This window comes from Nonomuraea helvata (assembly GCF_039535785.1).
GTDB classification, from domain to species: Bacteria; Actinomycetota; Actinomycetes; order Streptosporangiales; family Streptosporangiaceae; genus Nonomuraea; species Nonomuraea helvata.
In genome coordinates this window covers 803,078-829,010 of sequence record NZ_BAAAXV010000001.1, presented here as the reverse complement: position 1 = coordinate 829,010, position 25,933 = coordinate 803,078, and the positions used below count along the sequence as shown (strand labels likewise).

Here is a 25,933-nt window from a genome sequence, read left to right as displayed (position 1 = left end):
GGGAGTGACTCCTGTGACGGCTGAGGTTAGAACTCCAGCACCCTACTGGCAAAAGTCAAGACTTGTCAGAGCTTAGGCTGATCAACTGGGAAGAAAAGGGGTAAGTCGGGTGCATTCGCTGGAGGACTACGCCCAAGGTGTACGGGCCGGGTCCCGTACGTGGATCGCGCGCGCGATCACTTTGGTCGAGTCGACCAGGCCCGACCACATCGCGCTGGCGCAGCGGCTGCTCGTCGAGCTCACCCCCCTCTCCGGCCACGCGCGCAGGGTGGGCGTCTCCGGCGTGCCCGGCGTGGGGAAGTCCACGTTCATCGACGCGCTCGGGACGATGCTGACCGCGAGCGGCCACAAGGTGGCCGTACTGGCCGTGGACCCCTCGTCCACCAGGACGGGCGGCAGCATCCTCGGCGACAAGACCCGCATGGCCCGGCTGTCGGCCGACCCCGCCGCCTTCATCCGGCCCTCGCCGACCTCCGGCACGCTCGGCGGCGTCGCCAAGGCGACCAGGGAGGCCATGGTCGTGGTGGAGGCGGCCGGCTTCGACGTCGTCCTGGTCGAGACCGTCGGCGTCGGCCAGTCGGAGACCGCGGTGGCTGACATGGTGGACACGTTCCTGCTGCTCACGCTGGCCCGCACCGGCGACCAGCTCCAGGGGATCAAGAAGGGCGTGCTGGAGCTGGCCGACGTCATCGCGGTCAACAAGGCCGACGGCGAGTACGAGCTGCCGGCCAGGAAGGCCGCGCGGGAGCTGTCGGGCGCGCTGCGCATGCTCCGCTCCGACTCGGTCCCGCCGCCGGTGCTCACGTGCAGCGGGCTGACCGGAGACGGGCTGGACCAGCTCTGGCGGCACGTGCTGGCCCACCAGGACGCGCTCGACCTGGCCGCCAAGCGCCGCCGCCAGCAGGTGGGCTGGACGTGGACGCTGGTACGGGACCGGCTGCTGGCCGAGCTCCGCAACGACCCCGAGGTGGCGGCGATCACCGAGGAGGTGGAGCGGGAGGTCCTCGCGGGCGAGCTGACCCCCTCCCTCGCGGCCGACCGCCTCCTGGCGGTCTTCAAGCGCTCCTGAGACGGCGCAGGGCGAGCCGGTCTATCCCAAATCATGGGATTGCTTTTAGAGTCGGGATCGACACCCGTCCAGGAGGCCAGGCATGTCCAGCATTCCGTCCCTGCTGCGCGACCGGATCGCGGCGACCCCCGACGATGAGGCGTACCGAACTCCCTCGGACGGCGGCTGGACCTCGCTGACCTGGCGCGAGGTGGGCGAACAGGTGCGCGGGCTGGCTCTGGGCCTGGCCGGGCTGGGCTGCGGACCGGGCAAGCGTGTGTCGATCCTCTCCTCGACCCGGCTCGAATGGATCCTGGCCGACCTGGCGGTGCTGGCCACGGGCGCGGCCACGACCACGATCTACCCGTCCAACACGGCCGCCGAGGCGGCGTTCGTCATCACCGACTCCGGCAGCACGATCGTGATCGCCGAGAACGACGACCAGGTCGCCAAGCTCAGGTCCGTCCAGAAGGAGCTGCCCGGCGTCACCCACGTGGTGGTCATCGACGGCACGGCGAGCGACGACGGCTGGGTGGTCACGCTCGACTCCCTCCAGGGCCCGGAAGACGGCGACTACGAGGGCATGGTGGATGCCATCGCCGCCGGCGACCTGGCCACGCTCATCTACACCTCCGGCACGACCGGCCGCCCCAAGGGCGTGGAGCTGACCCACGACAACTGGCTCCACGCGGCGGGCGGCGTGCGCCGGATGGACCTGATCTCCAGGGACGACCTGCACTTCCTGTGGTTGCCGCTGTCGCACTCGTTCGGCAAGCTGCTGGAGATCGTCATGATCGACATCGGCGTCCCGACCGCGATCGACGGCCGCCTCGACAAGATCGCCGAGAACCTCGGCGTGCTCAAGCCGACGTTCATGGCCGCCGCGCCGCGCATCTTCGAGAAGATCCACAACACCGTCGTGGCCACCGTGCGGCGCGAGGGCGGCATCAAGCTGCGCATCTTCAACTGGGCGCGGGAGACCGGCATCAGGGTCAGCCGCGCCCGTCAGCGCGAGGCGCCCATCCCGCTCACCACCAGGATCGAGTACGCCCTGGCCGACCGCCTGGTCTTCGCCAAGCTGCGCGACCGGTTCGGCGGCCGGATCCGGTTCTTCGTCTCCGGTGCCGCCCCGCTGTCCATGGACATCGCGGAGTTCTTCGACGCGGCGGGCCTGCCGATCCTCGAGGGCTACGGTCTCACGGAGTCGTCGGCTGGCAGCTTCCTCAACCGGCTGGAGTCGGTGAAGTTCGGGACGGTCGGGCCGCCCCTGCCGGGCGCCGAGGTCCGCATCGCCGACGACGGCGAGATCCTCATCGGCGGTCGCGGCGTCATGCGCGGCTACCACGGGCTGCCGGAGGAGACGGCCGAGGCGCTGGAGGACGGCTGGCTGCACACGGGCGACATCGGCGAGCTCGACCAGGCCGGCCGGCTGCGCATCACCGACCGGAAGAAGGAGCTGATCAAGACCTCGGGCGGCAAGTACGTCGCGCCGACGTACCTGGAGGGCCGGATCAAGGCGGCCTGCCCGTACGCGTCGCACGTGTTCGTGCACGGCGACCGGCGCAACTACGTCACCGCGCTGGTCACGCTCGACATGGACGTTGCCGGGCCGTGGGCGCGGGCGGAGTCGCTGCCGGAGGACCCGGAGCGGCTGCGCGAGCACCCGCGGATGCGCGAGGAGGTCCAGAGGGCCATCGACCAGGTCAACGCGGACGAGGCGAGCTACGCCACGGTCAAGAAGTTCGCGATCCTGGCCGAGGACTTCACGGTGGAGACGGGCGAGCTGACGGCCAGCCTCAAGATCAAGCGCAAGGCCGTCGAGGAGCGCCACGGCAAGATCCTCGACGCCTTCTACGAGGGGTAGCGTGGCCGGCGTGATCTCCCATCTCCCGGTGCGCCCGAGGCACTGCGACGCGCAGGCCATGATGCACGCGGCCCGCTACTACGAGTACTTCGAGGACGCCTTCCTCGACTGGCTCGGCGCCAGGGGCGGCTACGACCGGCTTCGTGAGGAGGGCGCCGACCTGGTGGTCAAGGCGAGCGGGTGCGAGCACCACGCCCCCGCTCGGCTCGGCGATGTGCTGGCCGTGGAGAGCTCGCCGGCCAGGGTCGGCACGACGTCGATCACGATGACGTTCACGATGCGGCGGGCGGACGAGCTGGTGGCCGTCGGCACGATCACGTACGTGTGCGTGCGCGACGGCCGGGCCGGCCCGCTGCCCGCGATGCTCACAGGACCCGCTTGGCCCCCGGCAGCGACCGCACCAGGTACGCCAGCCCCCAGCACAGCGGCAGCGCCACCACCAGCGCCATCGCGAACTTGACGACCGCGATCGCCTCCAGCGGGCGCAGCGCGTAGGCGACGGCGACCAGCACGAGCGGGTGGATGATGTAGACGGTGAAGGCGTGGTCGGACAGGAACCTGCCGCGCGGCCCCTGTCCGGCGAACCGCTCCCTGAAGAGCACCGACAGCCCGATGACCATGCTCACCGCGAAGGCCGACTCCCAGGCCGCCATCAGCGCCGAGGCCACCGCCCCGCTCGTCATGGCCGCGGGAGGCAGCAGCACGGCGGTCGACACGCCCGCCGCCACGAGTCCCAGCCGCCCGGCGCGCGCCGGCAGCGTCCCGAACCAGCCGCGCCTGAAGGCCACGCACCCGAGGACGAACATGGAGGCGTACTGCGGCAGGAAGTTGGGCGTCGGCAGCCCGAGCACCGGCACGTAGGTGCCGGTCGGCACCGGGAACCGCCACAGGAACGTGGCCACCGCCAGCCCCACGACGAACAGCGCGACCGACCGGAGCCGGAGCGGGGCCGGACGCGACTCGAGCGGCGCACGCCGGGACCGCCACACCGCGTACACCAGTGCGAAGACGATCAGCACCTCGGCGAACCACATCGGCCCCGGGTCCCACGAGCGCAGGTAGAACTCCCAGTACGGCATGCCGTCCACCCGCCCGTAATCACCGAAGTTCACCAGCGGCCGGAGCAGCAGGATGAAGAGCAGCAGCGGGATGCCCAGCCGCACCAGCCGGTCCCGCACGAAAGCGCGGCCGCCCTTGCGGTCGTAGGAGCCCGGGGTGAAGAAACCGGAGATGAGGAAGAAGAACCCCATGAAGAACGCCTGGTTGAACGTCACCAGCAGGTCGAGCAGGACCCCGGACGGGTCCTTGGCGGGCTCGGTGTAGTACCAGAGGGGGATGTTGCCGTACGTGACCGCCACGTGGTGGACGACGACCAGCACGGTGAGCACGGTCCGGAGGTTGTCGATCGAGTGGAGCCTGGTTCTCGGCTCGGTCTTCATCTGGTGCAGGCCCTTTCGAAGAGGTCGGCCAGCTCGCGTGCGTGCGCCTCGAGGTCGTGCTGCGGATAGGCGGCCCAGTAGCCGAACATGCTGTCCATGGCGGCCGACAGCGTGACGGCCATGACGCGGACGTCGAAGTCCCTGAACTCGCCGGCGCGCTGCCCGAGGCGGAAGGCGTTCTCCAGTGCCTGGTAGATCTCCTCGCTGGTGTGGACGCCGTAGCGGGGTTTGCCTTCTGCGGTGCGCAGGTTGTTGAAGATCTCGCCGAGCGCCATGATCTGTGAGCGCTGCTCGCGCATGTGGGCGGCGTTGGCGAGGACATAGGTCCGCAACAGCTCGCGGGCGCCCTCCACCTGCTGCATCTCGGCGATGACGTGCTCGGCGGCCTGTTTGTAGACGCGGGTGACCACCTCCTCCATCAGCTCGTCCTTGCCGGCGAAGTGGTAGGAGATGACGCCCTTGCTGATGCCCGCGTGCTTGGCGATGCGTGCCAGCGACGCCTGGGCGAACCCGACCTCCGCGATGACCTCCACGGCCGACGCCACGATCTGCGCGCGCCTGGCCTCCTCGATGAACGACCGCGGCTTCTGGCCAACTGGCTCATTTTCTGACCGCATGGCCAAAATTTAGCACAGGCGGACAGGGCGTGCGATCCCTCCGGGTCGGGCTCAGGCGGGCCGGCGTGTCATGCCGCCCCGCCCGTGCGGTGCTCGAGCGGCCGGACGGTGGCGACGAGCCCCGAGGTGCGCACCTCCCACGCGCCGCAGGCGCACCTCAGGTAGGAGACCGTGCCCTCGGAGGTGTGGTGGGAGGAGACGACGGCCAGGGCCAGGGGATCGTGCAGATGTCTGGAGTGCATGATTCCAATCTGATGTAATGCCCTTATGCATTTCAACGCTTACGGCGGCAACGGGGCGGCCCTCGCGGCGGCCCTGGTGAACGCGACCGACTTCAGCCCTGAGGCGGTCGAGGCGATGCTCACCGAGCACCGCCTGCTCCGCGCCGCCGTCACGGCCGAACAGGCCGAGGAGCTGCGCGGGTGGGCGGCGCGGCTCGCCCCCGTGTTCGGGGAGCCCGACCAGGACACGCAGATCAAGCTGATCAACGACCTGCTCGACATCACCGCGTCCAAGCCGTACGTCAGCGCGCACGACGGCCGCGAGCCGCACCTGCACTTCTTCGCCCCGGACGCCGACATCGTGGCCAGGGCGAAGGACACCACGGCGGGCGGGCTGGCCATGGCGATGTCCTTCGCGGGCAGGCACCGTCTGGGGCGGTGCGACCGCGAAGGGTGCGAGATCGTCTTCGTGGACACCTCGCGTAACGGCCGACGCCGGTTCTGCTCGCCGGCCTGCGCCAACAGGGTCAACGTGGCGGCGCACCGGGCCAGGAGCCTTGCCAGATAATCTTCGCGTCGCATAAGCTGTCCCGCGTCTTATCGCCGAGCCCTGGGGGCCGTTGACGTGAGGATCTGAGGTCGCGGGCACCGCGCCGTTCCGCCCTGTCGTGGGCAGTGCGCGCACACCTGGACCTCTGGCGATCTCCTCGCTCTCTCTTCCCTTGTGTTGCGCGCATATGCGGTGTTCCCGCCAAGTCACGAAATTTCGACCTTTGTGACGGGACCGCCTTATGTCTTTTTCCATTGTTGTAGATCACGTGTCCTTCGCCTGGCCGGACGGCACCGGGGTGCTCGACGGGCTCGACGCCGCCTTCCCCGCCGGACGTACCGGACTCATCGGGGTCAACGGGTCGGGCAAGTCCACCCTCCTGAAGATCATCGCGCGGGAGCTCGCCCCTCGGTCCGGGGCCGTGTCCGTGGCGGGGGAGGTGGGGTATCTCCCGCAGAACGTCCCGCTGGGCGCGAGCCGTACCGTGTCGGACCTGCTGGAGATCAGCGGGACGCGGGCGGCGCTGCACGCCATCGAGAGCGGCGACGTGGCCGAGGAGCACTTCGCCGCGGTCGGCGACGGCTGGGACGTCGAGGAGCGCGCCGGGGCCGAGCTCGACCGGCTCGGGCTCGGCCACATCGGGCTGGACCGCACGGTCGGCACGCTGTCGGGCGGCGAGACCATCATGGTCGCTCTGGCCGCCCAGCTGCTGAAGCGGCCCGAGGTGCTGCTGCTCGACGAGCCCACCAACAACCTCGACCTGGACGCGCGGGAGCGGCTGTACGCCGCGGTCGCCGCCTGGCAGGGGGTGCTGGTGGTGGTCAGCCACGACCGCGCGCTGCTGGAGCTGGTGGACCAGATCGCCGAGCTGCGCGACGGCGTCGTACGCATGTACGGCGGGAACCTGAGCGCCTACGAGGAGCAGGTCGCCTCCGAGCAGGACGCCGCCCAGCGGATGGTGCGCACCGCGGAAGGAGAGGTACGGCGGCAGCAGCGGGAGCTCATCGAGGCCCGCACCCGGATCGACCGGAACCTGCGCAACGGGCGGAAGGCGTACGAGAACAAGAAGGTGCCGAAGATCGTCGCCAACGGGCTGAAGCGGAAGGCCCAGGTGAGCGCCGGCAAGCAGCGCAACCTGGCCATCGAGAAGCTGGAGGAGGCGCGTGGGCGCTTGACGGAGGCCGAGCAGGCGGTACGCGACGACGCGGAGATCCGCATCGAGCTGCCCGGCACGGAGGTGCCCGTGGGCCGCACGGTCCTCACCTTGCCGCTCCCGCCACCCCTCGCCACTCGCCCACCCGCCGCTTCCGATCTCGCCCATGATCCGGCCACCGGCGTGGACGGCGTGGACGGCGCGCTCGACGAAGGTGACATGCGTGGTGTTGTGCTGGAGACGCTGGTGGTGCGTGGTCCTGAGCGGATCGCGTTGCTGGGTCCCAACGGCTCCGGCAAGACCACGTTGCTCAAGCGGATCGTCGAGCACGGCGCCCACGTCCCCGTCCGGTACCTGCCGCAGCGCCTCGACCTCCTGGACGACGCCCTGAGCATCGTGGAGAACGTACGGGCCATGGCCCCGAACGCCTCCGTCAACGACGTCAGAGCCCGTCTGGCGCGCTTCCTGTTCAGGGGCGACCGGGTCAACCAGGCCGTCGGCACGCTGTCGGGAGGCGAGCGCTTCCGTGCGACCCTCGCCGCGCTCCTGTCTGCGGAGCCGCCGCCCCAGCTGCTCCTGCTCGACGAGCCGACGAACAACCTGGACATGGCCAGCGTCCGCCAGCTCTCCCAGGCGCTGAACGCGTACCGGGGGGCGCTCATCGTGGCCAGCCACGACGTGCCGTTCCTGGAGACGATCGGGATCACCCGCCGGCTGCGACAGGATCGGGACACTGGCCTGACGGAATCGTGATTGACGTCTGGGGATCAACCGGACGATAGTGTGACAGGTGGCTGGACCTCGGTTGATCTCCTGCGTTCTCGCCTTGTCAGCACTCACGCTCGGCGCCTGCTCGTCGTCCTTACCGTCGCCGACCGAAGGCGAGTCGAAGGTCAGCGGCGTCGCCGGCGGCAACGGCGGCGGGCCCGTCAGCGGCGGTGGCACGGAGGCCGGCACCCCCAGCCCCAGCGCGCTGACGGCGGAGCAGTACAAGAGCGCACTCGAGAGCAGGCACAAGGCGATGGCGGGCGCGATCGGCGCCCTGGCGGGCGCGCGCAGCGTCAAGGCCCTGGACCAGCGGGTGGCCAGTGCGGAAGAGGCGCTGAGCGGCGCCGCCGAAGCGCTGGCCGCGCTCGCCCCGCCCGACGCCGTACGCGCCCAGCACGACGCGTACGTCACCAGCCTGCGCGACTTCGCCAGCGGGCTGGGCTCCACGGCGGGCAAGGTCGGCGCCAGGAACCTGTGCACGTCGTCGGCCGTGCTCACCGACCTCGACGACAAGCTGGCCGCGCTCGACAAGGCGGGCGAGGCCCTGCAGAGCGCCGGCGGCTACCCGGCCGACATCGTGGAGGTGAAGGCCGGGAAGAAGGAGAGCAGGCGGCTGAGCAACGGCTCGTTCGTCCGCAGGAGCACGCTCAACGGCCGCAGCTCGCTGGAGGTCGACAACGGCGGCACCCGCGACGCCGTGGTCACCCTCGTGAAGGGTGGCAGCAAGACGTTCAGCGTGTACGTGCGCAAGAAGTCGAAGTTCAAGGTCAAGGGTGTGCGCGACGGCACGTACAAGATCTACTTCACGCACGGCGTGGACTGGGACGGCAAGCGCAAGGCGTTCACGCGCGAATGCAGCTTCGAGAAGTTCGAGAAGTCGGCGAAGTTCAAGACGACGTTCACCGCCACGCAGATCCGCTGGCACGACTGGCGGATCACGCTGCACGCGCTCGCGGGCGGCAACGCCCGCACCGCGCCCGTCGATCCCGACGACTTCCCGTCCTGACGCCGCCTGACGGCGCAAGGCCGCGCACCCCACCGGTGCGCGGCCTTCTCCGATCAGGTCGAGAACAGCATGCCCACCCAGCTGCGCTGGTGGTGGTGATGGTGGCCGCCGTAGTGGCCGCCGTGCGGGGCGCCCCAGGCGGGACCGGGGGCCGGGGGAGGCGGGGGAGCCGCGTGGTACTGCGACTCCATCCGGGTCAGCGTCTCGAGCTCGCCGTAGTCGAGGAAGATCCCGCGGCAGTTGTCGCACTGCTCGATGTGGACGCCGTTGCGCTCATAGGTCCGCATGTTCCCGCGGCACTTAGGGCACTGCATCTAGGTCGCTCTCCTTGGCTCAAGGTCTCAGGGTTGAAACCTACCGCGCGCAACCCCGTCACGCTCGGACGATTCTGTTGCACGATTCGACCAACGAGAACTCCACCTCGTCGAGTTCCCGATCCTCGCGCTGGGCGTTGACGACGGCCACGGCGGCGAGCTGGACGGTGAGCGCCCGGGCGGGCAGGTCGAGCCGCCGCCACGGGTCGTCGCCCGCGCCGAGCGCGGGCCCGCCGGAGGCCAGATACGCCCCCAGGAACCGTTCCCAGACGGCCGGGTCCAGCAGCCCCGCGGCGTACCAGGCGGCCGGTCTGGCCAGGTCCCACGCCGGATCGCCGACGCCGAGGTCGTCCACGTCGATGAGCAGCCAGCGGTCGCGGTGGACGAGCTGGCCCAGGTGCCAGTCGCCGTGCGTGAGCAGCGCGGGCAGCGGGTCCGGCTCCGGCAGCTCCTTGAAGGTCCGCCTGATGAGCTGCTCGACGGGGCCGTCACCGGTCATCCGGTCCACCGCCCTGGCGGCCCGCGCGGGCCCTCCGGCGGCGGGCAGGTCGGGCAGCAGCGTGAGGGGGACGGCGTGCAGTCCGGCCAGCAGCCTGGCCCCCTCCTCCCACGGCGCTGAGTCCGGGTCGTCCTGCGCGACCGGGCGGCCCGCCGGCCACACCGTCACCGCGCGGCCCGCCACCGACAGCACCTCGGGCTCCAGCGGGGCCAGCATCACGCCGCTCACCGCGGCCGACGCGGCGGCGCGCAGCCGGATCCGTAACCTCTCCACGTCGTCACGCGCGGAGTGCGCCTTGACCACGACCTCGCCCCTGCGTACCACCACGACATCCGTGCGCGTCGGATGTAACACGGGCTCGCCCGCGCCGCCGTACGCCGCGGCGACCCCCGCCAGATCGTCCTCGAGTCCCACTCGTACAGACTATTGGCGGTATGGGCGGCGCATGTCGCCGGACGCGATCGTCGGATCGGGCCAAACCTCCGACCAGACCTGGGTAACGCCAGCCGCTATCAGGCGGGCGAGCCGAGCTGCACGCTCGCCCTGTCCCTCGGCCGCTCGTACGGTTTCGTCCACCAGCTCCTCGAGGAGGCCGGCGTCGAACTGCGTCACGGCGGCGGCGACAAGCGCCCCAAGAGCGCGACGACGGAGGCGACCACCTCGACCGGAGCGGAGCAGTGACCCCGTGTGATTCACGGCTGTCACTTGGGCAGATCAAATCGGGGTACACCGTTCGAGCTTGACACGTTCGGCAGGCAGCATCTTGTGGCTGAGAACCAGGTCAGTGGAAGATGCCGATCTTCTCCAACAACTTGACAATATCTCCTCGTACCTGTTCTGGGAGTTCCTTGCCGTTATGTGAATAGTTACCCTTGAACTTGGCGGGAGGTTCTGACGGTTGCGCCTCGGTCTCGTCGATCGAGAAGAACCAGTTGCCACGGAATTTCCCGTGGGTTGGGATGGTGAGATGAGCGCTGTCGAAGTAGAAGTCTTCCTTGGCGTCGGAACCTGGGCTAATGGAGATATGGCCGCTGTACCAGTCGCCCTCCAGCTGGAATTCCAGCCCTTCCAGGAATTCCTGACCACTGCTACTACTGTTGGCGCGCCCTCCGGGAGCCGGACGTATGGCCTTGAACGTCAAGGCATCCATGTCGAAAGTCAGGAACGTGCGGACGGCCTCTGAGATGGTTCGTACGGAATGCCCCATATCGACTCCTTCGTGGTCTACGGATCCGACTGAAATGCGAAGTTGTCTCGTGCGGTGGTATGAGGGATGGCGCGTCTTCAATGACATCCTGGACGCCCACGACGGCATCGTCAATGCTCGCGGAACCAGATGTCCATCTGGTCGATCTCATCGTCGTGATACGCCCAGCCGGAGTACGGGCTCGGGTCTGCTGCCATCACAGGTGCTTCGTCGCAAGGGAGAAGTGGACCCATACGACTGTGCCCCGGTCGGTCGCGGGAACCACGTTTCGTGGTCTATTCCGCTCTCCCTTTCATCACCTACACTGCGGCCCGATCGACTCTAAAACGGCTGCGGCGGCTTTCTCTCCTCCCGATGGGAGGCTCTTCTATACGCGCGGCGGCGGCTCGTTCACACCGATGGCTATCCCAACGTGTGGCGGGAGGCCCGCAAACTGGCGTTCACTCCTGAGCAGATGGAGTCCCCGCTTGCGCGGCGTCCCTACGACCTGAGGCACGCGGCGGTGTCGCTGTGACTCAACGCAGGCGTGCACGCCCCCGAGGCTGCCGAGCGGGCCGGGCGCAGCGTGGCCATACTCCTGAAGACCTACGCCAAGTGCATCGACGGCCGGCGCGAGATTGCCAATCAGCGCATCGACAAGGCGCAGGTGACAGGTGCATTCATGGGACGAATTCGCGTCGGTCAGACTAGGGCGCATGAGAGTAGGTTTCGCAGTGCCCCAGTCAGGCCCGTGGGCCACCCCGGAGAACATGCGCCGCGTCGCCACGCGGGCGGAGGAGCTCGGTTACCACGAGCTGTGGACGTTCCAGCGCCTCATGTACCCGGTCGGGCATCCGATGGGGCCGACGTACCGCAGCGTGCACGACCCGCTCATCACGCTGGCCCACCTCGCGGGCGTGACGAGCCGGATCCGGCTGGGCGTGGCGGTCATCAACGCGTACGTGCAGCCGGTGGTGCTGGCCAAGCAGCTGGCGACCCTGCAGACGGTCTCGGACGGCCGGTTGACGGCGGGGCTCGGGCTGGGCTGGCTGCCGGAGGAGTTCGAGGCCGCGGGCGTGGGCATGGAGCGGCGGGGGGCCAGGGCCGAGGAGTTCGTCGAGGTGCTGCGCAAGGCGTGGACCGACGACGTGGTCGAGCACAGCGGTGAGTTCTACCGCGTGCCGGCCTCCCACATCGACCCCAAGCCGCTGCCCGGCCCGCCGCCGGTCCTGCTCGGCGGCACCGCCGAGGTCGCACTGCGCCGCGCCGGGCGGCTGGCCGACGGATGGGTGAGCTCCAGCAGGGAGGACCTGGCCGCGATCGCCGGGCGCGTGGAGCTGATCAAGGCGACGCTGGCGGAGAAGGGCCGGGACGCGGCCGCGTTCCGCTATGTGGTCCGCGGCGTCACGCGGCCCTGGGCGGACGACGACCGGCCGCTGTCGGGCTCGTACGAGAAGATCAGGCGTGACGTCGACGACCTGGCCGCCGCCGGTGTGACGGACGTCTTCCACGACCCCAGCTTCGACCCCGACTTCGTCACGCTCGACGCCAAGGAGGCGATGCGCCGGGCCGAGGAGGCGCTGGAGGCCCTGGCCCCCTAACCCCAGCCACCGTACGGGACCGTGATGATCTCCAGGTTGTGACCGTTCGGATCGTCCCAGTAGAGCCCGCGGCCGCCGTCATGAGTGTTGATCCGCCCCGGCTTGTCATGGCCCGGATCCGCCCAGTACGTCAGGCCGCGGCTCTTGATCCGGTCCCAGATCTGGTCGAACTCCTCCTCGCTGACCAGGAACGCGTAATGCTGCGGCACCACGGTCCCGTCCGTCTGGAGGACGTCGAGCGAGACGTCGTTGCCGAGCGTGACGACGCGGAACGGCCCGAACACCGGCGCCGGCTCCAGGCCGAGCACGTCCACGAGGAACGCGGCGGTCTCCTCCCTGTCCCTCGCGTGCACGATGGTGTGGTTCAGCTGAACGGGCATGCCTTCACGTTATGCCAGCCCTCCCGTCATGTCAGCGCGACATGCAGTGAGCCGATGCCGTTGATGAAGTTCGACGGCAGCCAGGTCACCGGGCCGGTCACCTCGATGGCCCGCACGCTCGCGCGCAGCTCGGGCCGCGATGTTGTCCTGTCGTGTCGATGACCCCGCTCAGTGAGAACCCCTGGATGCACCAGACCATCGTGTACGTGGTGAACGGAGCGGGGTGTCCGTCGTACGGGGATTCAAGGGGACAATTGGGGATATTTCGGGCAACTTCGTGCTGATTTTGAAAGAAGTGCGAAGAGGAGCCGGGCCTTCGGCGGAATAGAGGTGTACCCCACAGAAGGGACACCATGCGAATGGCCGCTCCCCCGGACGTGCCCGTGACAGACGATGACGCCGCGCTCATCGAGCGGTCATGGCACCACCCGGAAGCGTTCGCCGTGCTCTACGACCGCTACTTCGAAGAGATACACCGGTACGTCTCCGGACGGCTCGGCACGCAGATCGCGGATGATCTGGCCGCCGAGACGTTCCTGGTGGCGTTCAGGAAACGGCAGACGTTCGACTCCGCCCGCGGTGCCGTACGGCCTTGGCTGTACGGGATCGCCACCAACCTGCTCGCTCAGTACGGAAGGAGCGAAACGCGCAGGCTGGCGGCTTTTCAGCGGGCGCCTGCCGGCGAAGTGGCAGATGACGGGCACGAGGACAGAGTGACGGCCAGAGTGGCCGCCGCGAACGCACAGGGGCGGCTCGCGGCAGCGCTTGGACGTCTCTCCGCCGGCGATCGCGACGTGCTCCTCCTCGTCGCGCTCGCCGACCTCACCTATGAGGAGGTCGCGCAGACGCTCGACATTCCGTTCGGGACCGTCGGCTCCCGGCTCAACCGGGTGCGTAAGAAGCTCCGCAGAGCCCTGGGCGGCGTCAATCCAATGATCGGAGGGTTCGATGGATGAGCTGAACGACCGCCCGGACGAGTTGGCCGCCGTACGCGATCTCCTCTCGATGCCCGGCCCTTCATCCGAGGTCGTCGACTCCGGCCGGGCCAGGCTGCTGGCGGCGCTGGCCGCGCCACCTCAAGCCTCTCAAAGCGCACCGGAAGCCCCTCAAGGCGTACCGGTTCGAGTTACGCGAAGAGCGCGGTCGTGGTGGTGGGCGCCGGTCCGCAACGGGTTGATCGGGGCGGCGTCGGCGGCTGCGGTGGCGCTCGCCGTGGCCGTGCCCTCGAACTCGCTGATCGACCTCTCTCCTGTACCCGCCGTGTCCGCCTCCGCTCCGCCAACCGCCAGGAAGATCCTGCTCGCCGCGGCGATCGCGATGGCGACGGCGCCGTCCGACGGCGCCTACTGGCGTACCGGCGTCGTGACCGGGCAGCTGATCCTCTCTCCCGACCGCCAGTACGTCATCAAGCGCCAATCCGCCCGTGAGACGTGGCTCACCAGGAAGAACGGTGAGCGGGATCGTTGGACCGGCCGGTACCTCGGCGCGAAACCGGCGACCCCCCCAGGACGAGGCCGCGTGGCGAACCGCCGGATCGCCGAGCCACTGGCAGTACCCGGCGGACGTGACCGGCTTGGGCCGCGTCTCCCCGGAGGCGCTGGTGGAGTCGGCGCCCGGTCCGCCGCAGGGCGGACCGCACCGCGTCGGCTGGCGGAACGCGGACGGCATCCTGACCAAGCAACTGGTCAACTGGAAGGCCCTGAGTACGATCCCGAGTGACCCCACGGCGCTCCGCGCCTTCCTCGTGACCCACATCGCCCGGGAAAACGGCGCATATGTCGGGCGCGAGATGGAGGCCGAACTGCGCGAGAGCTGCCTGGAGATCATCACCGGGCTGCCGGTCTCGCCCGAGGTGCGCGCCTCGGCGTACCAGATCCTGGCGTCGATGCCCGGCATGAAGCCGGAGGGCGCGGTCACCGACCCGCTCGGCCGGGCCGGCCAGGCCCTGAGCTACCAGGTGATGAGGGACGGCCGGGTCAGCGACGAGCGGCTCGTCATCGACGCGGAGAGCGGGCTGCCGCTGGCCACGGAGACGAGGAGCGTCAGCCGGATGGCCGACGGCCGAGAGGTCGAAATCGGCTCTTTCATCGCATATCAGCAAATCGGATGGACGGACGAAGGGCCCGCACAGTGACGACATTCACTTTGGACGACGTGCGCACGCTGACCTACAAGGCGCGGGACGCCTGGTGGACGGTGTTCCTGGTCGATCCGCTCGCCGGCCGTCTGGTGGTCGTCCTGGCGAACCGTACCGCCATCACGCCGAACCAGATCACCTGGGGCGCCTTCTTACTCGGGCTCGGCTCGGCGGGCTGCTTCCTGATGGCCGACGGTTGGGCGTGGCTGGTCGCCGGCGCCGTCCTGTATCACCTGAGCTTCGTGCTGGACTGCGTGGACGGCAAGATCGCCCGGCTCAAGGGCACCGGCACCGTACTGGGCGGCTGGCTCGACTACGTCTTCGACCGCATCCGGGTCCTCACCTGCGCCCTGGCGCTCATGTGGGGGAGCTTCGAGAGCACTGGTGAGGAGTTCTACCTCGTCCTCGGCATGCTCGTCGTCTTCCTCGACATGCTCCGGTACGTTGACGCGCTCCAGGTCGCGAAGGTACGCCGCCAGATGCGCCGCAAACTGGACGAGGCGATCGAGGAGGTCACCGGCGTCCCGGCCGTTTCCGTGGAAAAGCCGAACCTGGAAGAGCCGGGTCTCGAACCAGGCGAGATCCGCTCCGCCGACTCGGTGGACCTGCAGCAGAACTTCCGTACGCACTTCGCCTGGTACATCCGCATCCGCGATTGGCTGCGCGACCACCGCGTCCGAGCTCATCTGATCAGTGGCATCGAGTTCCAGATGGCGGTGTTCATCGTCGGCCCGCTCACCGGGTGGATCGTGCCGGTGACCGTCGGCACGGCGGCCCTCCTGCTGATCTTCGAGGCCGCGATCATGTTCAAGCTCTACCTGTCCTCCCGGGACTTCACCCGGGCGCTCGCGAAGATCCGCTCGACCCCGATCCGCCCCGCGACGCCTGTGGCTCAGCCGCGGGGCTAGCTACAGCTAGCGCCAGCCGAATGGTGCGCGTGAATCCCTGGTGTTGTCATTACTTCCTGTCAAAGCGCGAAGTCGTGGAGGCGCAGTGCTTCGGCGGCCACCGCGTGGCGCAGGTCGCGGATGCCGTCGCGGCCCCGTACGGGATGGACGGCGTTGGTCAGCAGCACCACCGTGAGGCGGCGCGCGGGATCGACCACCAGCGAGGTGCCGGTGAAGCCGGAGTGGCCGAAAGCGCCGGTCAGCGGCCCGACGATGGCCGGGTCGCCGATGCGCACGCCCAGCCCGTGGCGGAAGGGCGCGCCCTCGGCGCCCTGGTCGCGCCGCATCTCGGTCACGCTCTCCGGGCGCAGCACGGGGCCGCCGCCGAGCCGGAGCGCCTCGCCGAAGGCCAGCAGGTCCCCGGCTGTGGCGAACACCCCCGCGTGCCCCGCCACGCCGCCCAGCGCGTACGCCGTCTCGTCGTGCACCTCGCCGCGCACGCAGCCCGACGGGCCCGGTCCGGGCCCCTGGCGTTCCGGCTTCCACTCGGTGGCGGCGATCCGCGGCAGCGCCGCGGGCCGGTAGCCCGTGTCGGCCAGGCCCAGCACGCCCGTGATCCGCGCCCGGACCAGCGCGTCGAGCGTTTCTCCGCCCGCCAGCTCCGCGACCCGGCCCGCCATGACCATGCCGACGTCGCTGTACAGGTACGGGCCGCCGAACGGGTGGGTGACCGGCGTGTCCAGCATCGCCGCCATGCGCTCGGAGGCGTCGGCGCCGGGCAGCTCCAGGTCGATGCGGCGGGTCGGGGTCAGGCCCGCCGTGTGGGTGAGCAGGCGGCGCGGCGTGATCCGGCCGTCGGCGCCCGGTATCCACGTGGCCACCGGCTCGTCCAGGCCGAGCCTGCCCTCCTCCGTCAGTGAGAGCAGGACGGCCGTGGTGAACAGCTTGCTGATCGAGGCCAGGTCGAAGATCGAGTCGTGCTGAGCGGGCGGGCGCTCCGGGGCCAGGTTCTCCTCGGCGTCGGCGTAGCGGACGAGCTCGCCGGTCGCGGCCGCGGCGGCCAGGCGGCCGTCCACGGCGATCAGCGCGACCGCGGCCGAGCACACGCGTGGCACCCCGTCCGCCAGGATCGCCCCCAGCCGATCACACAGCCGATCACCCATCCCCGTCCCCCTCGTCCCCTCGTATCCGGCCCCCTGCCCGACGCTCTCAGCGTCCGTCGTGCGGGGCGCCTCGTCCCAGGGCGCTTCCTACGGGAGTGAGGCGTCCTGCGGGCATGAGGCGCGTCCTGTGGGCGGCCGTGGCGCGTGGTGGGCCGCCCTCGCCGCGACCCCTCGCCGCGCCGGACCGGTCAGCCGCTGAGCGCGTCGCTGAGGCGCTCCCCGTGCGACTCCAGCAGCGCGCGTGCCCCCTCGGCGTCGATCCCGTGCTGGATCATCAGCACGGCGATCTTCGCCTGACCGCCGGACGCGTCCAGCGCCGCCTCGGCCGTCGCGCGGTCGGCGCCGGTGATGTCGCTGACCATGCGCAGCGCGCGCCCGGCCAGCTTGCTGTTCATCGCCGACATCTCGATCATCTTGTTCCCGTACGTACGGCCGAGCTTGACCATCGAGATCGTCGAGATCATGTTCAGCACGAGCTTCTGGGCCGTGCCCGCCTTGAGCCTGGTCGAGCCGGTCACCACCTCGGGACCCACGACGACCTCGATCGCGTGCTCGGCGGCGGCCGACAGCGGCGCGCCGTCGTTGCACGAAAGGCCCACGGTGAGCGCGCCCCGGGCGGACGCCTCAGCCAGCGCGCCCAGCACGAAGGGGGCCCGCCCGCTGGCGGACACGCCGACCACGGAGTCGAGCGGCCCCACCTCCAGGTCCTTCAACGCGGCGGCGCCCGCCTCGGGGTCGTCCTCCGCACCCTCGACGGACCGGGTGAGCGCATCCGGCCCGCCGGCGATGACGCCCTGCACCAGCGACGGATCGGTGCCGAACGTGGGTGGGCACTCGCTGGCGTCGAGCACGGCCAGCCGGCCCGACGTGCCGGCGCCGACGTACAGCAGCCGGCCGCCCTCGGCCATCCTGGCGGCGATCGCGTCGATGGCCGCCGAGATCGCCGGGATGACCACCGCGACGGCGGCGGGCACGGCGGCGTCGGCCTGGTTCATGAGCCGGGCGATCTGATCGGTCGGCAGCCGGTCGATCTGGCTGTAGCGAGGATCGCTCTGCTCGGTGGACAGCTCGGGTAGCGGATCAGTCATGACGCTAATTTCCACCCTCTCCTTCACACTTGTAAATATCTTTCAGACAATGGCTTTCATGCCACATGTACGAACCGGAGCCGAACGGCTGACCGCGGACCCCGCCCTCGCGGGCGGCACCCGCCTCGGCCTGATCACCAACCCCACCGGAGTCCTTCCCGATCTCACCCCCACCCCCGAGGCGCTGCTGGCCGCAGGCCTGAACCTGACGGCCCTGTTCGGGCCCGAGCACGGCATGCGCGGCACCGCCCAGGCGGCCGGCAGCGAGGCCGACACCGTGGACGAGAAGACCGGGCTGCCGGTGTTCGACACCCACAAGCTCGAAGGCGAGGCGCTGGACCGGGTGGTCGCGGCCTCCGGCGTGGACACGCTGGTCTTCGACATCGCCGACGTGGGCACCCGGTTCTACACCTACGTCTGGACGATGTACGACCTGCTGGCCTCGGCCGCCCGCCTCGGGCTCCGGTTCGTGGTGCTGGACCGGCCCAACCCGCTCGGCGGGACGGTTCAGGAGGGTCCGCTGCTCGACCCCGCGTTCGCCAGCTTCGTGGGCCGCTTCCCGCTGCCGGTCCGGCACGGCAGGACGGCGGGGGAGCTGGCCACGCTGTTCGGGTTCGACGTGGACCTGCGCGTGGTCGAGATGGAGGGCTGGCGGCGCGACATGACGTTCGCCGAGACGGGGCTGCCGTGGGTGATGCCGTCGGTCAACATGCCGACCCCGGACACCGCGCTGGTCTACCCGGGCACCGGGCTGTTCGAGGGCACCAACTTCTCCGAGGGGCGCGGCACGACCAGGCCCTTCGAGCTGATCGGCGCCCCGTACGCGGACGCCAGGTTCGCCCCCGCGCTGGCCGGGCTGGACCTGCCGGGCGTGCGGTTCAGGGAGACGTGGTTCACGCCCACCTTCCACAAGCACGCGGGTGTCGCCGTGCGCGGCGTCCAGCTCCACGTGCACGACCGCGAGGCGTTCAGGCCCGTCCTGACGGGCCTGTCCATGCTGTACGTGGCCCGCACCCTCTATCCGGACGACCTGCGCTGGTGGGGCCCCGACCTGTTCATGGACCACCTGTGGGGCTCCGACACGCTCACCCGCGGCCTGGACACCGGCGAGGACCCCCGCGGCCTCTGCCCGCCACCGGGAACCCCTGAAGGACCACTGCTCTATTAGCGGCATCACGCCAGGTCGCGCCGGTAGAGCCAGAAGACGCGTTCCGCTCGCGCGCCGACGGCGTGCGAGTAGAACCGCAGCGGCCCTACCCACCCGATCTGCGCGCTGGCCTGCCCGGCGGCCCGCTGGTCCGCCAGGCACCTGCGCAGCAGCACACGTCCCACGCCCAGCCCGCGGGCGTCCGGCGAGGTCCCCATCGGCCCGAACCAGCCGGGCCGGGCGCCCCAGGCGGCGAAGCCCAGGACGTGCCCGTCGCGCTCGGCGTAGTGCAGCCCGGCCGCGTGCGTGGCCTCCCAGGCCCAGCGCTCGTTCCAGTGCTTGCCGACGAACGCGGCGACGCGCTCCCGGTCCTCACCGGCCTCGAGCACCCGCACCCCGGACTCCTCCAGGCGCCGCACCTCGTCCTCGACGGACAGGTCGGCGTCGGCGCTCAGGTCGGCCGTCATGTTCCAGGCCACGTCGTAGCGCTCGTAGCCGAGGCTCTCGGCGAGGCAGGCGGCGGCGGTGTAGCGTACGTCGACGCCCGGCCAGGCGTAGCACGGCGGGTTGCCGGCGAAGCGCCCCTGCCGCGCGCCCTGGTCCCGCAGCCACTCCTCGGCCGCCCGCACCAGCGCCCGCCCGCGCCCCTGCCCCTGCACGGAGGGGTGCACGGCCAGCAGGTCGATGTGCCCGGCCGCCGGGTCCACGGCCGACAGCGACGCCATCACCACGCCGCCGTCGGTGGCCAGCGCCGTCCAGCGCCGCTCCGCCGGAGGGCGCGCCAGGTAGCCGACCAGGCCGGCGGCCTCGGCGGCGTCCAGCGTCAGCGCGGCGGTGGCGACCTCGGCCGCCACTGTGAGATCCGCGGCCCGCACGGCGTGGGACATCACACCTCGCTCATCGGGCGGGCGATCACGTTGCGGCGCGCGGGGTAGAAGCACGCGTGCTCCTGCGGCACCCCCTCGGTTCGGAGTCCGACTTCGTCGGCCTCCAAACCAATGGTGCTGTGTCTATTGGTGTTCTCGCGAGGCGAGAACACGTGCAGCAGCGGCCGCTCGGTCGTGCACCGCTCGCCCCTGAACGGGCAGCGGCGGGCGAACAGGCAGCCCTCGTCCGACTGGCTCTCGTCCAGCGACTCCAGCGGCGTCACCGGCTGTTCGCCGGGCTCCTCCAGGCCGTGCAGCACCGGGATCGCGGACAGCAGCGACTGCGTGTACGGGTGCACGGGGTCGGCGATGACCGTGTCCACCGGTCCGCGCTCGACGACCTGGCCGCGGTAGATGACGTACAGCTCGCCGTCGTCGCCGACGTAGCGGGCCGTGGCCACGTCGTGCGTGATGAACAGCACGCTCACGCCGAGCCGCTCGCGCAGGTCCTTCAGCAGCGCCAGGATGCCCAGCCGCAGCGACACGTCGATCATCGAGACGGCCTCGTCCGCGACGAGCATCTCCGGGTCGACGGTCAGCGCGCGGGCGATGACCACGCGCTGCCGCATGCCGCCGGAGAGCTGGTGCGGGTAGCGCGACAGCACCGTGCCGGGGTCGAGCCCCACCAGGGACAGCACCTCGGCCGCCCGCTCGTCGATCCACGACCCCGGACGCCCGGTCTGCCTGGCCCGCAGGCTCAGCGGGGCGTACAGCGTCTGGTGGATGGTCCTGGTCGGGTTCAGGGCCGAGTACGGGTCCTGGTGGATCATCTGGATCTTGCGGAAGTGCGGATGGCGCTGCTTGGGCGTGAGCGGCGACATGGAGACGCCGTCGATCAGGATCTCGCCCTCGTCGTAGTCCTCCAGCCCCGCGATGATCCGGCCCAGCGTGGTCTTGCCGCACCCGGACTCGCCGATGAACGAGGCCGCGCCGCCCTTCGGGATCGCGAAGTCGACACCGCGCAGCGCGCGCACCTCACGGGCGCCCAGCATCTTGCCGCGCTGCTTGAACGTCTTGACGACGCCGGTCCCAGTGATCATGCGTGCTCCTTCACGTTCACGGTCACGGCGTGGCAGGCCACGACCCTGGACCCGTCCGCCACGGCGTCGGGATCGACGGTGTCGCACACGTCCATGCGCAGCGGGCAGCGCTCCCTGAACACGCAGCCCTCCTTCGGCACGGTCGCCAGCGTCGGCGGCCGGCCCGGCAGCGCCCGGGCCTCGTCGATATCGCCGACGAGCCGGGGAATGGCCTTGATCAGGCCCCTGGTGTAGGGGTGCTTGGGCGCGCCGAGCACCTCCCTGGTGGGGCCCTGCTCGACCAGCCGCCCGCCGTACATGACGGCCAGCCGGTCGGCCACCTCGGCCACCACGCCGATGTCGTGCGTGATGACGAGCGTGGTCAGGCCGCGCTCCGCGTGGACCTCGCGGACGATCTTCAGGATGTTCGCCTGGGTGATCATGTCCAGCGCGGTCGTGGGCTCGTCCAGCACCACCAGGTGGGCGTTGAGCACCAGCGCCAGCATGATGCCGACCCGCTGGCGCATGCCGCCGGACAGCTCATGCTGGTGCGAGTCGAGCACCCTGGCCCCGTCCAGCCCCATCCGGCCGAGCAGCTCCTTGGCCTCGCGCACCAGACCGCGCAGGTCCTCCACGCCGTGCGAGCGGCCGAGGTCGAGCAGCTGCTTGCCGACCGTCTTGAGCGGGTTGAGGGAGTTCTGGGCGGCCTGGAAGACGTACCCGATGTGCTTGCCCCTGGCCTTGCGCAGCGCCTCGCCCTGCAGGCCGACCACGTCGCCGAGCCCGTCGATCTCGACGCTGCCCGCCGCGATCCTGCCCGGGGGCTGGACGGCGTTGAGCAGCGACAGGGCCAGCGTGGACTTGCCGGACCCCGACTCGCCGACGATGCCGGTGATCGAGCCGGGCTCCAGGGCCAGGCTGATGTTCCTGACGGCGGGCAGCTCGCCCGCGGGGGTCTTGTAGACGACCGTGAGGCCGTCGATGCGCACTCCCGGCGCAACCTTGCTCATGCGGCCTACTCCTCGCGCAGCCGGGGATTGAAGATCTCGTCCATGGCGTCGACCACGAGCACGATGGCCAGCGTCAACAACAGGATCGCCAGCAACGGCCCGATGAGGAAGCCCAGCGCGCTCGGTACCGTGAGCGCCCCCGAGCGGAACACGGCCGTGTTGAGCATCTGTCCCCAGTTGTTCGACTCGTACGGCAGCACACCCAGGAAGAACAGGCCGACCTGCGCGTAGACGCCGCCGGTGACCGCGATGAGCATGTTCATCGCGATGTACGGCGCCATGCTGGGCAGCAGCTCCTTGCTCACGATGTGCGTCGTGGACAGGCCGAGCCCGCGCGCCGCCTCGATGAAGCCCCGCTCGCGCAGCGACAGCGTCTGCGAGCGCACCGCGCGCGCCACGCCGCCCCAGCTGAGCAGTCCCAGCACCAGGCCCATCTGGACCGCGCTGCTGAACTTCCACACGGTGGAGAGCACCAGCAGCAGCGGCAGGCCGGGGATGGTCAGCTTCATGTCGGTGAGCCGCATGAGCACGTTGTCCCAGCGGCCCCGCTTGAAGCCGGAGAACAGCCCGATGCCGGCGCCCACGACCACGGTGATGACGGCGGTCACCAGCGCGGCCAGCAGCACGTACCGCGACCCGGTGACCACCAGGGCGATCACGTCCCTGCCCTGGTCGTCGGTGCCGAGCCAGTGCTCCCAGCTCGGCGGCCTGGTGATCGCGTTCGGGTCGCGGTCCAGCTGGGCGGGGTAGAACATCGGCCCGAACACGCCCATGAACACGAACCCGAGTATGAGCACGACGCCCACCATGCGGCTGGGCTTGCGCTTCATCACCCGCCACACGCCCGCCCAGAAGTTGCGGCGCATCGTGGCGCTCGTCGACGAACTCTCCAGGAGCACACTCATCCCGACACCTCCTCGCCGCTGCGGACCCGCGGGTCGATCACGGAGTAGAACAGGTCGGCGATGATGTTCGCCACGATGATGGAGACCGTGATCAGCAGGAACGCCCCGCCCATCAGCGCGTAGTCACGCATGGTGATGCTGTCGAGGAGCAGCAGGCCCAGTCCCGGATAGTTGAAGATCCGCTCGATGAACACCGCACCGCCGAGCAGCACGCCGAGCGAGAGCGCCAGGATCGTGAAGAGCGGCAGGATCGCGTTGCGCGCGATGTACCTGAAGATGATCGACCGCTTCATCCCGCGCAGCTCCGCCGCCAGGATGAAGTCGTCGCCGAGCACGGTCACCACGCTCGACTTCATCGCCAGGATCCATCCGCCGTAGGCCGCCAGCGCGTACGTCAGCACCGGCAGCACCGCATGCTCGACCAGCGAGCCGATGTAGCCGGCGTTGAACCCGGGCTCGAACAGGATGTCCACGGGCCCGTCAGCCGGCAGGATCGGGATCAGCGTCGCGAAGATCGCGCTGAGCAGCAGGCCCAGCACGTACTGCGGCACGCCGTGCAGCAGCGACCCCGAGATGGCCAGGATGTCGCCGAGCTTGCCCGAGCGCTTGATGGCCGCGTAGACGCCCATGACGATGCCCACCAGGAAGCTCAGCAGCGTTCCGGCCAGCACCGGGATGACGGTCCACTTGGCCGCCTCACCCAGGACCTGGGTGACCGGCGCGCCCGCGTGGGTGACCGACTGGCCCAGGTCGAAGTGGAGCAGGCCGGCCATGTACTGGGTGTACTGCTCCCAGAGCGAGCCCTTCGGCTGGAACCCGTACAGCACGCGCGTCGCCTGCTCGGCCGCCTGGGGGTCCATGCCCGACTGGATCAGCTTCTGCACGTTCGCGGCGACGGGGTCGCCGGGAATGCTTCTCACGATGAAGAAGCTGATCGTGGCTACGACGAGGATCATGACGATCCCGCGGGCCAGGTGGCCCGCGAGTCGTCGTGCGATAGCTACCATGCGTTCTTTCTCTACTGCTTCGCCTTGATCAGGCCCAGTTGGATCCAGACGCCCGCGGGCAGGCGCAGGAGGTCGCTGTCCTGCTCCGGCCAGCCGGTGAACCGGCTGGTGTTGGTGAACTGCGTGTTCACGTAGTCCCAGAGCTGGATGGCCGGCAGGTCCTGGTTGGCCGTCTTGGCAAGCTGCAACATGATCGGCTTGGCCTGGTCGGCGGTGGCCGCGTTCAGCTTGGCCGTGAGCTCACCGGGGTTGACCTTGCCGACGCCCTGGACGTCGATCTCCTCGGCGCTGCCCATCCAGTTGCCGCCCTTGCCGGGGGCGCTGTGCGCGACCTTGCCGGCGACGTTGGTCCAGCCGTTGGAGGCGCCGTAGAGACGCTGGAAGATGTCGTACGGCGCCGGGCCGAGCGCCATCAGCCAGAAGCCGGCGTCGTACTTGCCGGCCGCGATCTCCTCGAGGTAGACCGGGTAGTCGGCCACGGTCACGACCTCGGCGTCCACGCCGTTCTCGATGAGCTGGCTCTTGATGTTCTCCTGCGCGGAGATCCAGTCGGAGAAGCCGGCCGGCGCGTGCATGCTGAACTTCCACGGCGTGCCGTCGGCCAGCGTCCACTTGCCGTTCTTCTTCTGCAGACCGGCCTGCTTGAACTCGGCCTCCGCCTTGGCCACGTCGTGCTTGTACGGCTCAAGGGTCGACAGCTCGGAGCCGAGCCACTCCTGCGCGGGCTTCTGGTGGATGCCGGAGGTCGTCACGGCGGCGATGCCGCCCTCGGGCGAGGCCACCTTGGTCACCTGGTCGCGGTCGATCAGGTAGGCCAGGCCGCGCCGCACGTGCACGTTGTCGTACGGCTTCTTCGCCTGGTTGAACGCCAGGCCGACGGCCACCGGCGAGAAGCCCTTGATCAGCTGGGAGCCGGGAGCGTTCTTGATCCGGGTCATCACGTCCGTCGGAGCGGCGACGAAGCCGGAGTGGTCGAGCTTGCCGGCGCTCAGGTAGTTCCAGATCTGCTCGTTGCCGCTGTAGTTGAGGAACTTCACCTGCGCGGGCGCGACCTGCGCGGCGTTGTAGAAGTTCTTGTTCTTGACCAGCAGCGCCTCGCCGGGGTTGACCCGCTCGAGCGTGAAGGGCCCGGCCGAGACGTCCTTCGGCGGGGCGAAGGCGAGCACCTTCTGGCCGATGGCGAGGATCTCCTCGCGGTCCTTGTCGGCCTCGGCGCCGGTGCTCCTGGAGGCCTTGAGCTTGTCCCAGAAGTCGGCGGGCAGCAGGCTGCTCCAGACATGCGCGGGCACGACCCAGTTGTCCATGACGCCCCGGGCGAACTTCATGCTCGGGTTCTTCATGTCCTGGGAGACCTTGACCGTCTTGTCGTCCACTACCTGGACGTCGGCCGCCACGCCCGCCGCACCCGGCGTGATCGCGAACGCGGTGCTGCCGGTGGTCGAGGCCAGTCCGAGCGAGAGCTTGACGTCCTCGGCCGTCACCGGCTTGCCGTCGGACCACTTGGCGTTCGGCTGGATGTGGATGGTGACCGAGGAGTTGTCGGGAGCGATCTCCCAACTGGCGGCGATGCCGGGGTAGAACTGGTTCGGGTCGGTCAGGTGGTTCTTGACCCAGCCCAGCTTCATCGCGTTGTAGCCGATGAAGGAGTTGCCCTTCGGCGCCCACGGGTTCGCCGGGCCGCTCGCGTCGATGCCGGGCCTGTTCACGTCGATCGTGGTGAAGAGCCCGCCGCCGCCGCCGCCCGAGCCACTGGATTTGTTGGTGGAACCACCGCTGCACGCCGCTGTCGCGGTGGCAAGACCCAGCAACGCAACTACCGCTGCCAGTCGTTTCATTTGCCGCTCCGGGGAGATGTCGGGACCTGTCGATGATCTGTAGGGATTGACCGGACACTACGATCGCGCCCGACCCGCGTCAATAATCTCCAGTGGTTGTGAGGCTAATGTAACTTTCCTTCATCAGTGTGCGGAGTGGAGCTAAGCTCCGTCAAGTAATCGG

At 69.7% G+C, this 25,933-nt stretch carries 27 protein-coding genes; 12 read left to right on the top strand and 15 right to left on the bottom strand.

Features of this window, described 5'->3' with window-relative positions; genetic code table 11:
• The first annotated feature begins 109 nt into the window (after positions 1–109).
• From meaB to ABD830_RS03685, 3 genes are all read left to right on the top strand, one after another.
• Positions 110–1,069 (top strand): methylmalonyl Co-A mutase-associated GTPase MeaB, encoded by a 960-nt coding sequence (gene meaB / locus ABD830_RS03695; RefSeq protein ID WP_344984867.1) that lies wholly within the window; start codon positions 110–112, stop codon positions 1,067–1,069.
• Positions 1,070–1,151: 82 nt separating this feature from the next.
• Complete coding sequence (locus tag ABD830_RS03690) at positions 1,152–2,912, top strand: AMP-dependent synthetase/ligase (protein ID WP_344984866.1); 1,761 nt, start codon at positions 1,152–1,154, stop codon at positions 2,910–2,912.
• A gap of 10 nt (positions 2,913–2,922) precedes the next feature.
• Positions 2,923–3,372 carry an acyl-CoA thioesterase gene (locus ABD830_RS03685; protein ID WP_344984865.1) on the top strand — a complete coding sequence of 150 codons (450 nt, stop codon included), beginning with the start codon at positions 2,923–2,925 and terminating at the stop codon, positions 3,370–3,372.
• Here the strand turns inward: ABD830_RS03685 and ABD830_RS03680 are convergent.
• From ABD830_RS03680 to ABD830_RS03670, 3 genes are all read right to left on the bottom strand, one after another.
• Positions 3,278–4,351, bottom strand: coding sequence for an acyltransferase family protein (locus ABD830_RS03680; RefSeq protein ID WP_344984864.1), 1,074 nt, complete (start codon positions 4,349–4,351; stop codon positions 3,278–3,280). The two genes, ABD830_RS03685 and ABD830_RS03680, sit on opposite strands and share 95 nt — an antisense overlap.
• Complete coding sequence (locus ABD830_RS03675; RefSeq protein ID WP_344984863.1) at positions 4,348–4,968, bottom strand: TetR/AcrR family transcriptional regulator; 621 nt, start codon at positions 4,966–4,968, stop codon at positions 4,348–4,350. Before ABD830_RS03675 ends, ABD830_RS03680 begins: the two co-directional genes overlap by 4 nt.
• A gap of 68 nt (positions 4,969–5,036) precedes the next feature.
• Positions 5,037–5,210, bottom strand: a complete 174-nt coding sequence (locus ABD830_RS03670; RefSeq protein ID WP_344984862.1) for a hypothetical protein — start codon at positions 5,208–5,210, stop codon at positions 5,037–5,039.
• A 25-nt stretch (positions 5,211–5,235) separates the two neighbouring features.
• On the opposite strand from ABD830_RS03670, the gene ABD830_RS03665 reads away from it, so the two are divergent.
• The 3 genes from ABD830_RS03665 to ABD830_RS03655 all read left to right on the top strand — a co-directional run bounded on the left by ABD830_RS03665 (position 5,236) and on the right by ABD830_RS03655 (position 8,666).
• Positions 5,236–5,757, top strand: a complete 522-nt coding sequence (locus ABD830_RS03665) for a CGNR zinc finger domain-containing protein (RefSeq protein ID WP_344984861.1) — start codon at positions 5,236–5,238, stop codon at positions 5,755–5,757.
• A 223-nt stretch (positions 5,758–5,980) separates the two neighbouring features.
• Positions 5,981–7,645, top strand: coding sequence for an ABC-F family ATP-binding cassette domain-containing protein (locus tag ABD830_RS03660; RefSeq protein WP_344984860.1), 1,665 nt, complete (start codon positions 5,981–5,983; stop codon positions 7,643–7,645).
• 73 nt (positions 7,646–7,718) lie between these two features.
• Entirely contained in the window at positions 7,719–8,666 is a 948-nt protein-coding gene (locus ABD830_RS03655; protein ID WP_344984859.1) for a hypothetical protein, read from the top strand.
• A gap of 53 nt (positions 8,667–8,719) precedes the next feature.
• Here the strand turns inward: ABD830_RS03655 and ABD830_RS03650 are convergent, their stop codons facing one another.
• Together ABD830_RS03650 and ABD830_RS03645 are read right to left on the bottom strand one after the other, a co-directional pair.
• Positions 8,720–8,980, bottom strand: a complete 261-nt coding sequence (locus ABD830_RS03650; RefSeq protein WP_344984858.1) for a TFIIB-type zinc ribbon-containing protein — start codon at positions 8,978–8,980, stop codon at positions 8,720–8,722.
• Between the two features lie 58 nt (positions 8,981–9,038).
• The gene (locus ABD830_RS03645; RefSeq protein WP_344984857.1) at positions 9,039–9,893 is read right to left on the bottom strand and encodes a phosphotransferase; all 855 of its coding nucleotides are present in this window, start codon (positions 9,891–9,893) and stop codon (positions 9,039–9,041) included.
• Between the two features lie 12 nt (positions 9,894–9,905).
• Between ABD830_RS03645 and ABD830_RS03640 the strand changes: the two genes are divergently transcribed.
• Complete coding sequence (locus ABD830_RS03640; protein WP_344984856.1) at positions 9,906–10,160, top strand: helix-turn-helix domain-containing protein; 255 nt, start codon at positions 9,906–9,908, stop codon at positions 10,158–10,160.
• Between the two features lie 100 nt (positions 10,161–10,260).
• Here ABD830_RS03640 and ABD830_RS03635 read toward each other — a convergent pair whose 3' ends face one another.
• Positions 10,261–10,686 carry a hypothetical protein gene (locus ABD830_RS03635; RefSeq protein ID WP_344984855.1) on the bottom strand — a complete coding sequence of 142 codons (426 nt, stop codon included), beginning with the start codon at positions 10,684–10,686 and terminating at the stop codon, positions 10,261–10,263.
• A gap of 695 nt (positions 10,687–11,381) precedes the next feature.
• Between ABD830_RS03635 and ABD830_RS03630 the strand changes: the two genes are divergently transcribed.
• Positions 11,382–12,266 (top strand): TIGR03619 family F420-dependent LLM class oxidoreductase, encoded by an 885-nt coding sequence (locus tag ABD830_RS03630; protein ID WP_344984854.1) that lies wholly within the window; start codon positions 11,382–11,384, stop codon positions 12,264–12,266.
• On the opposite strand, the gene ABD830_RS03625 is transcribed toward ABD830_RS03630, so the two are convergent.
• Positions 12,263–12,646, bottom strand: coding sequence for a VOC family protein (locus tag ABD830_RS03625; RefSeq protein WP_344984853.1), 384 nt, complete (start codon positions 12,644–12,646; stop codon positions 12,263–12,265). The two genes, ABD830_RS03630 and ABD830_RS03625, sit on opposite strands and share 4 nt — an antisense overlap.
• Before the next feature lie 383 nt (positions 12,647–13,029).
• On the opposite strand from ABD830_RS03625, the gene ABD830_RS03620 reads away from it, so the two are divergent.
• The 3 genes from ABD830_RS03620 (at position 13,030) to ABD830_RS03610 (ending at position 15,691) form a co-directional block, all read left to right on the top strand.
• On the top strand, positions 13,030–13,602 hold the full coding sequence (locus tag ABD830_RS03620; RefSeq protein WP_344984852.1) for an RNA polymerase sigma factor: 573 nt from the start codon (positions 13,030–13,032) through the stop codon (positions 13,600–13,602).
• A 608-nt stretch (positions 13,603–14,210) separates the two neighbouring features.
• Entirely contained in the window at positions 14,211–14,780 is a 570-nt protein-coding gene (locus tag ABD830_RS03615; protein WP_344984851.1) for a hypothetical protein, read from the top strand.
• Positions 14,777–15,691 (top strand): CDP-alcohol phosphatidyltransferase family protein, encoded by a 915-nt coding sequence (locus ABD830_RS03610; RefSeq protein ID WP_344984850.1) that lies wholly within the window; start codon positions 14,777–14,779, stop codon positions 15,689–15,691. Before ABD830_RS03615 ends, ABD830_RS03610 begins: the two co-directional genes overlap by 4 nt.
• 59 nt (positions 15,692–15,750) lie before the next feature.
• Here the strand turns inward: ABD830_RS03610 and ABD830_RS03605 are convergent, their stop codons facing one another.
• Positions 15,751–16,833 carry a serine hydrolase domain-containing protein gene (locus ABD830_RS03605; RefSeq protein WP_344984849.1) on the bottom strand — a complete coding sequence of 361 codons (1,083 nt, stop codon included), beginning with the start codon at positions 16,831–16,833 and terminating at the stop codon, positions 15,751–15,753.
• 188 nt (positions 16,834–17,021) lie between these two features.
• Positions 17,022–17,921 carry an N-acetylmuramic acid 6-phosphate etherase gene (murQ, locus tag ABD830_RS03600; protein ID WP_344984847.1) on the bottom strand — a complete coding sequence of 300 codons (900 nt, stop codon included), beginning with the start codon at positions 17,919–17,921 and terminating at the stop codon, positions 17,022–17,024.
• A gap of 58 nt (positions 17,922–17,979) precedes the next feature.
• Here murQ and ABD830_RS03595 point away from each other — a divergent pair, with 58 nt between their 5' ends.
• Positions 17,980–19,089 carry an exo-beta-N-acetylmuramidase NamZ family protein gene (locus ABD830_RS03595; protein ID WP_344984846.1) on the top strand — a complete coding sequence of 370 codons (1,110 nt, stop codon included), beginning with the start codon at positions 17,980–17,982 and terminating at the stop codon, positions 19,087–19,089.
• A gap of 5 nt (positions 19,090–19,094) precedes the next feature.
• Here ABD830_RS03595 and ABD830_RS03590 read toward each other — a convergent pair whose 3' ends face one another.
• The 6 genes from ABD830_RS03590 to ABD830_RS03565 are packed head-to-tail and all read right to left on the bottom strand — an operon-like array spanning position 19,095 to position 25,770.
• Complete coding sequence (locus ABD830_RS03590; protein ID WP_344984845.1) at positions 19,095–19,955, bottom strand: GNAT family N-acetyltransferase; 861 nt, start codon at positions 19,953–19,955, stop codon at positions 19,095–19,097.
• Positions 19,955–21,034, bottom strand: coding sequence for an ABC transporter ATP-binding protein (locus ABD830_RS03585; protein WP_344984844.1), 1,080 nt, complete (start codon positions 21,032–21,034; stop codon positions 19,955–19,957). The genes ABD830_RS03590 and ABD830_RS03585 overlap by 1 nt, the downstream gene beginning before the upstream one ends.
• Positions 21,031–22,023 (bottom strand): ABC transporter ATP-binding protein, encoded by a 993-nt coding sequence (locus ABD830_RS03580; RefSeq protein ID WP_344984843.1) that lies wholly within the window; start codon positions 22,021–22,023, stop codon positions 21,031–21,033. The genes ABD830_RS03585 and ABD830_RS03580 overlap by 4 nt, the downstream gene beginning before the upstream one ends.
• A gap of 5 nt (positions 22,024–22,028) precedes the next feature.
• Entirely contained in the window at positions 22,029–22,928 is a 900-nt protein-coding gene (locus tag ABD830_RS03575) for an ABC transporter permease (protein ID WP_344984842.1), read from the bottom strand.
• Positions 22,925–23,935, bottom strand: a complete 1,011-nt coding sequence (locus tag ABD830_RS03570; RefSeq protein WP_344984841.1) for an ABC transporter permease — start codon at positions 23,933–23,935, stop codon at positions 22,925–22,927. The genes ABD830_RS03575 and ABD830_RS03570 overlap by 4 nt, the downstream gene beginning before the upstream one ends.
• Before the next feature lie 11 nt (positions 23,936–23,946).
• Positions 23,947–25,770, bottom strand: a complete 1,824-nt coding sequence (locus ABD830_RS03565; RefSeq protein WP_344984840.1) for an ABC transporter substrate-binding protein — start codon at positions 25,768–25,770, stop codon at positions 23,947–23,949.
• Positions 25,771–25,933: the final 163 nt, after the last annotated feature.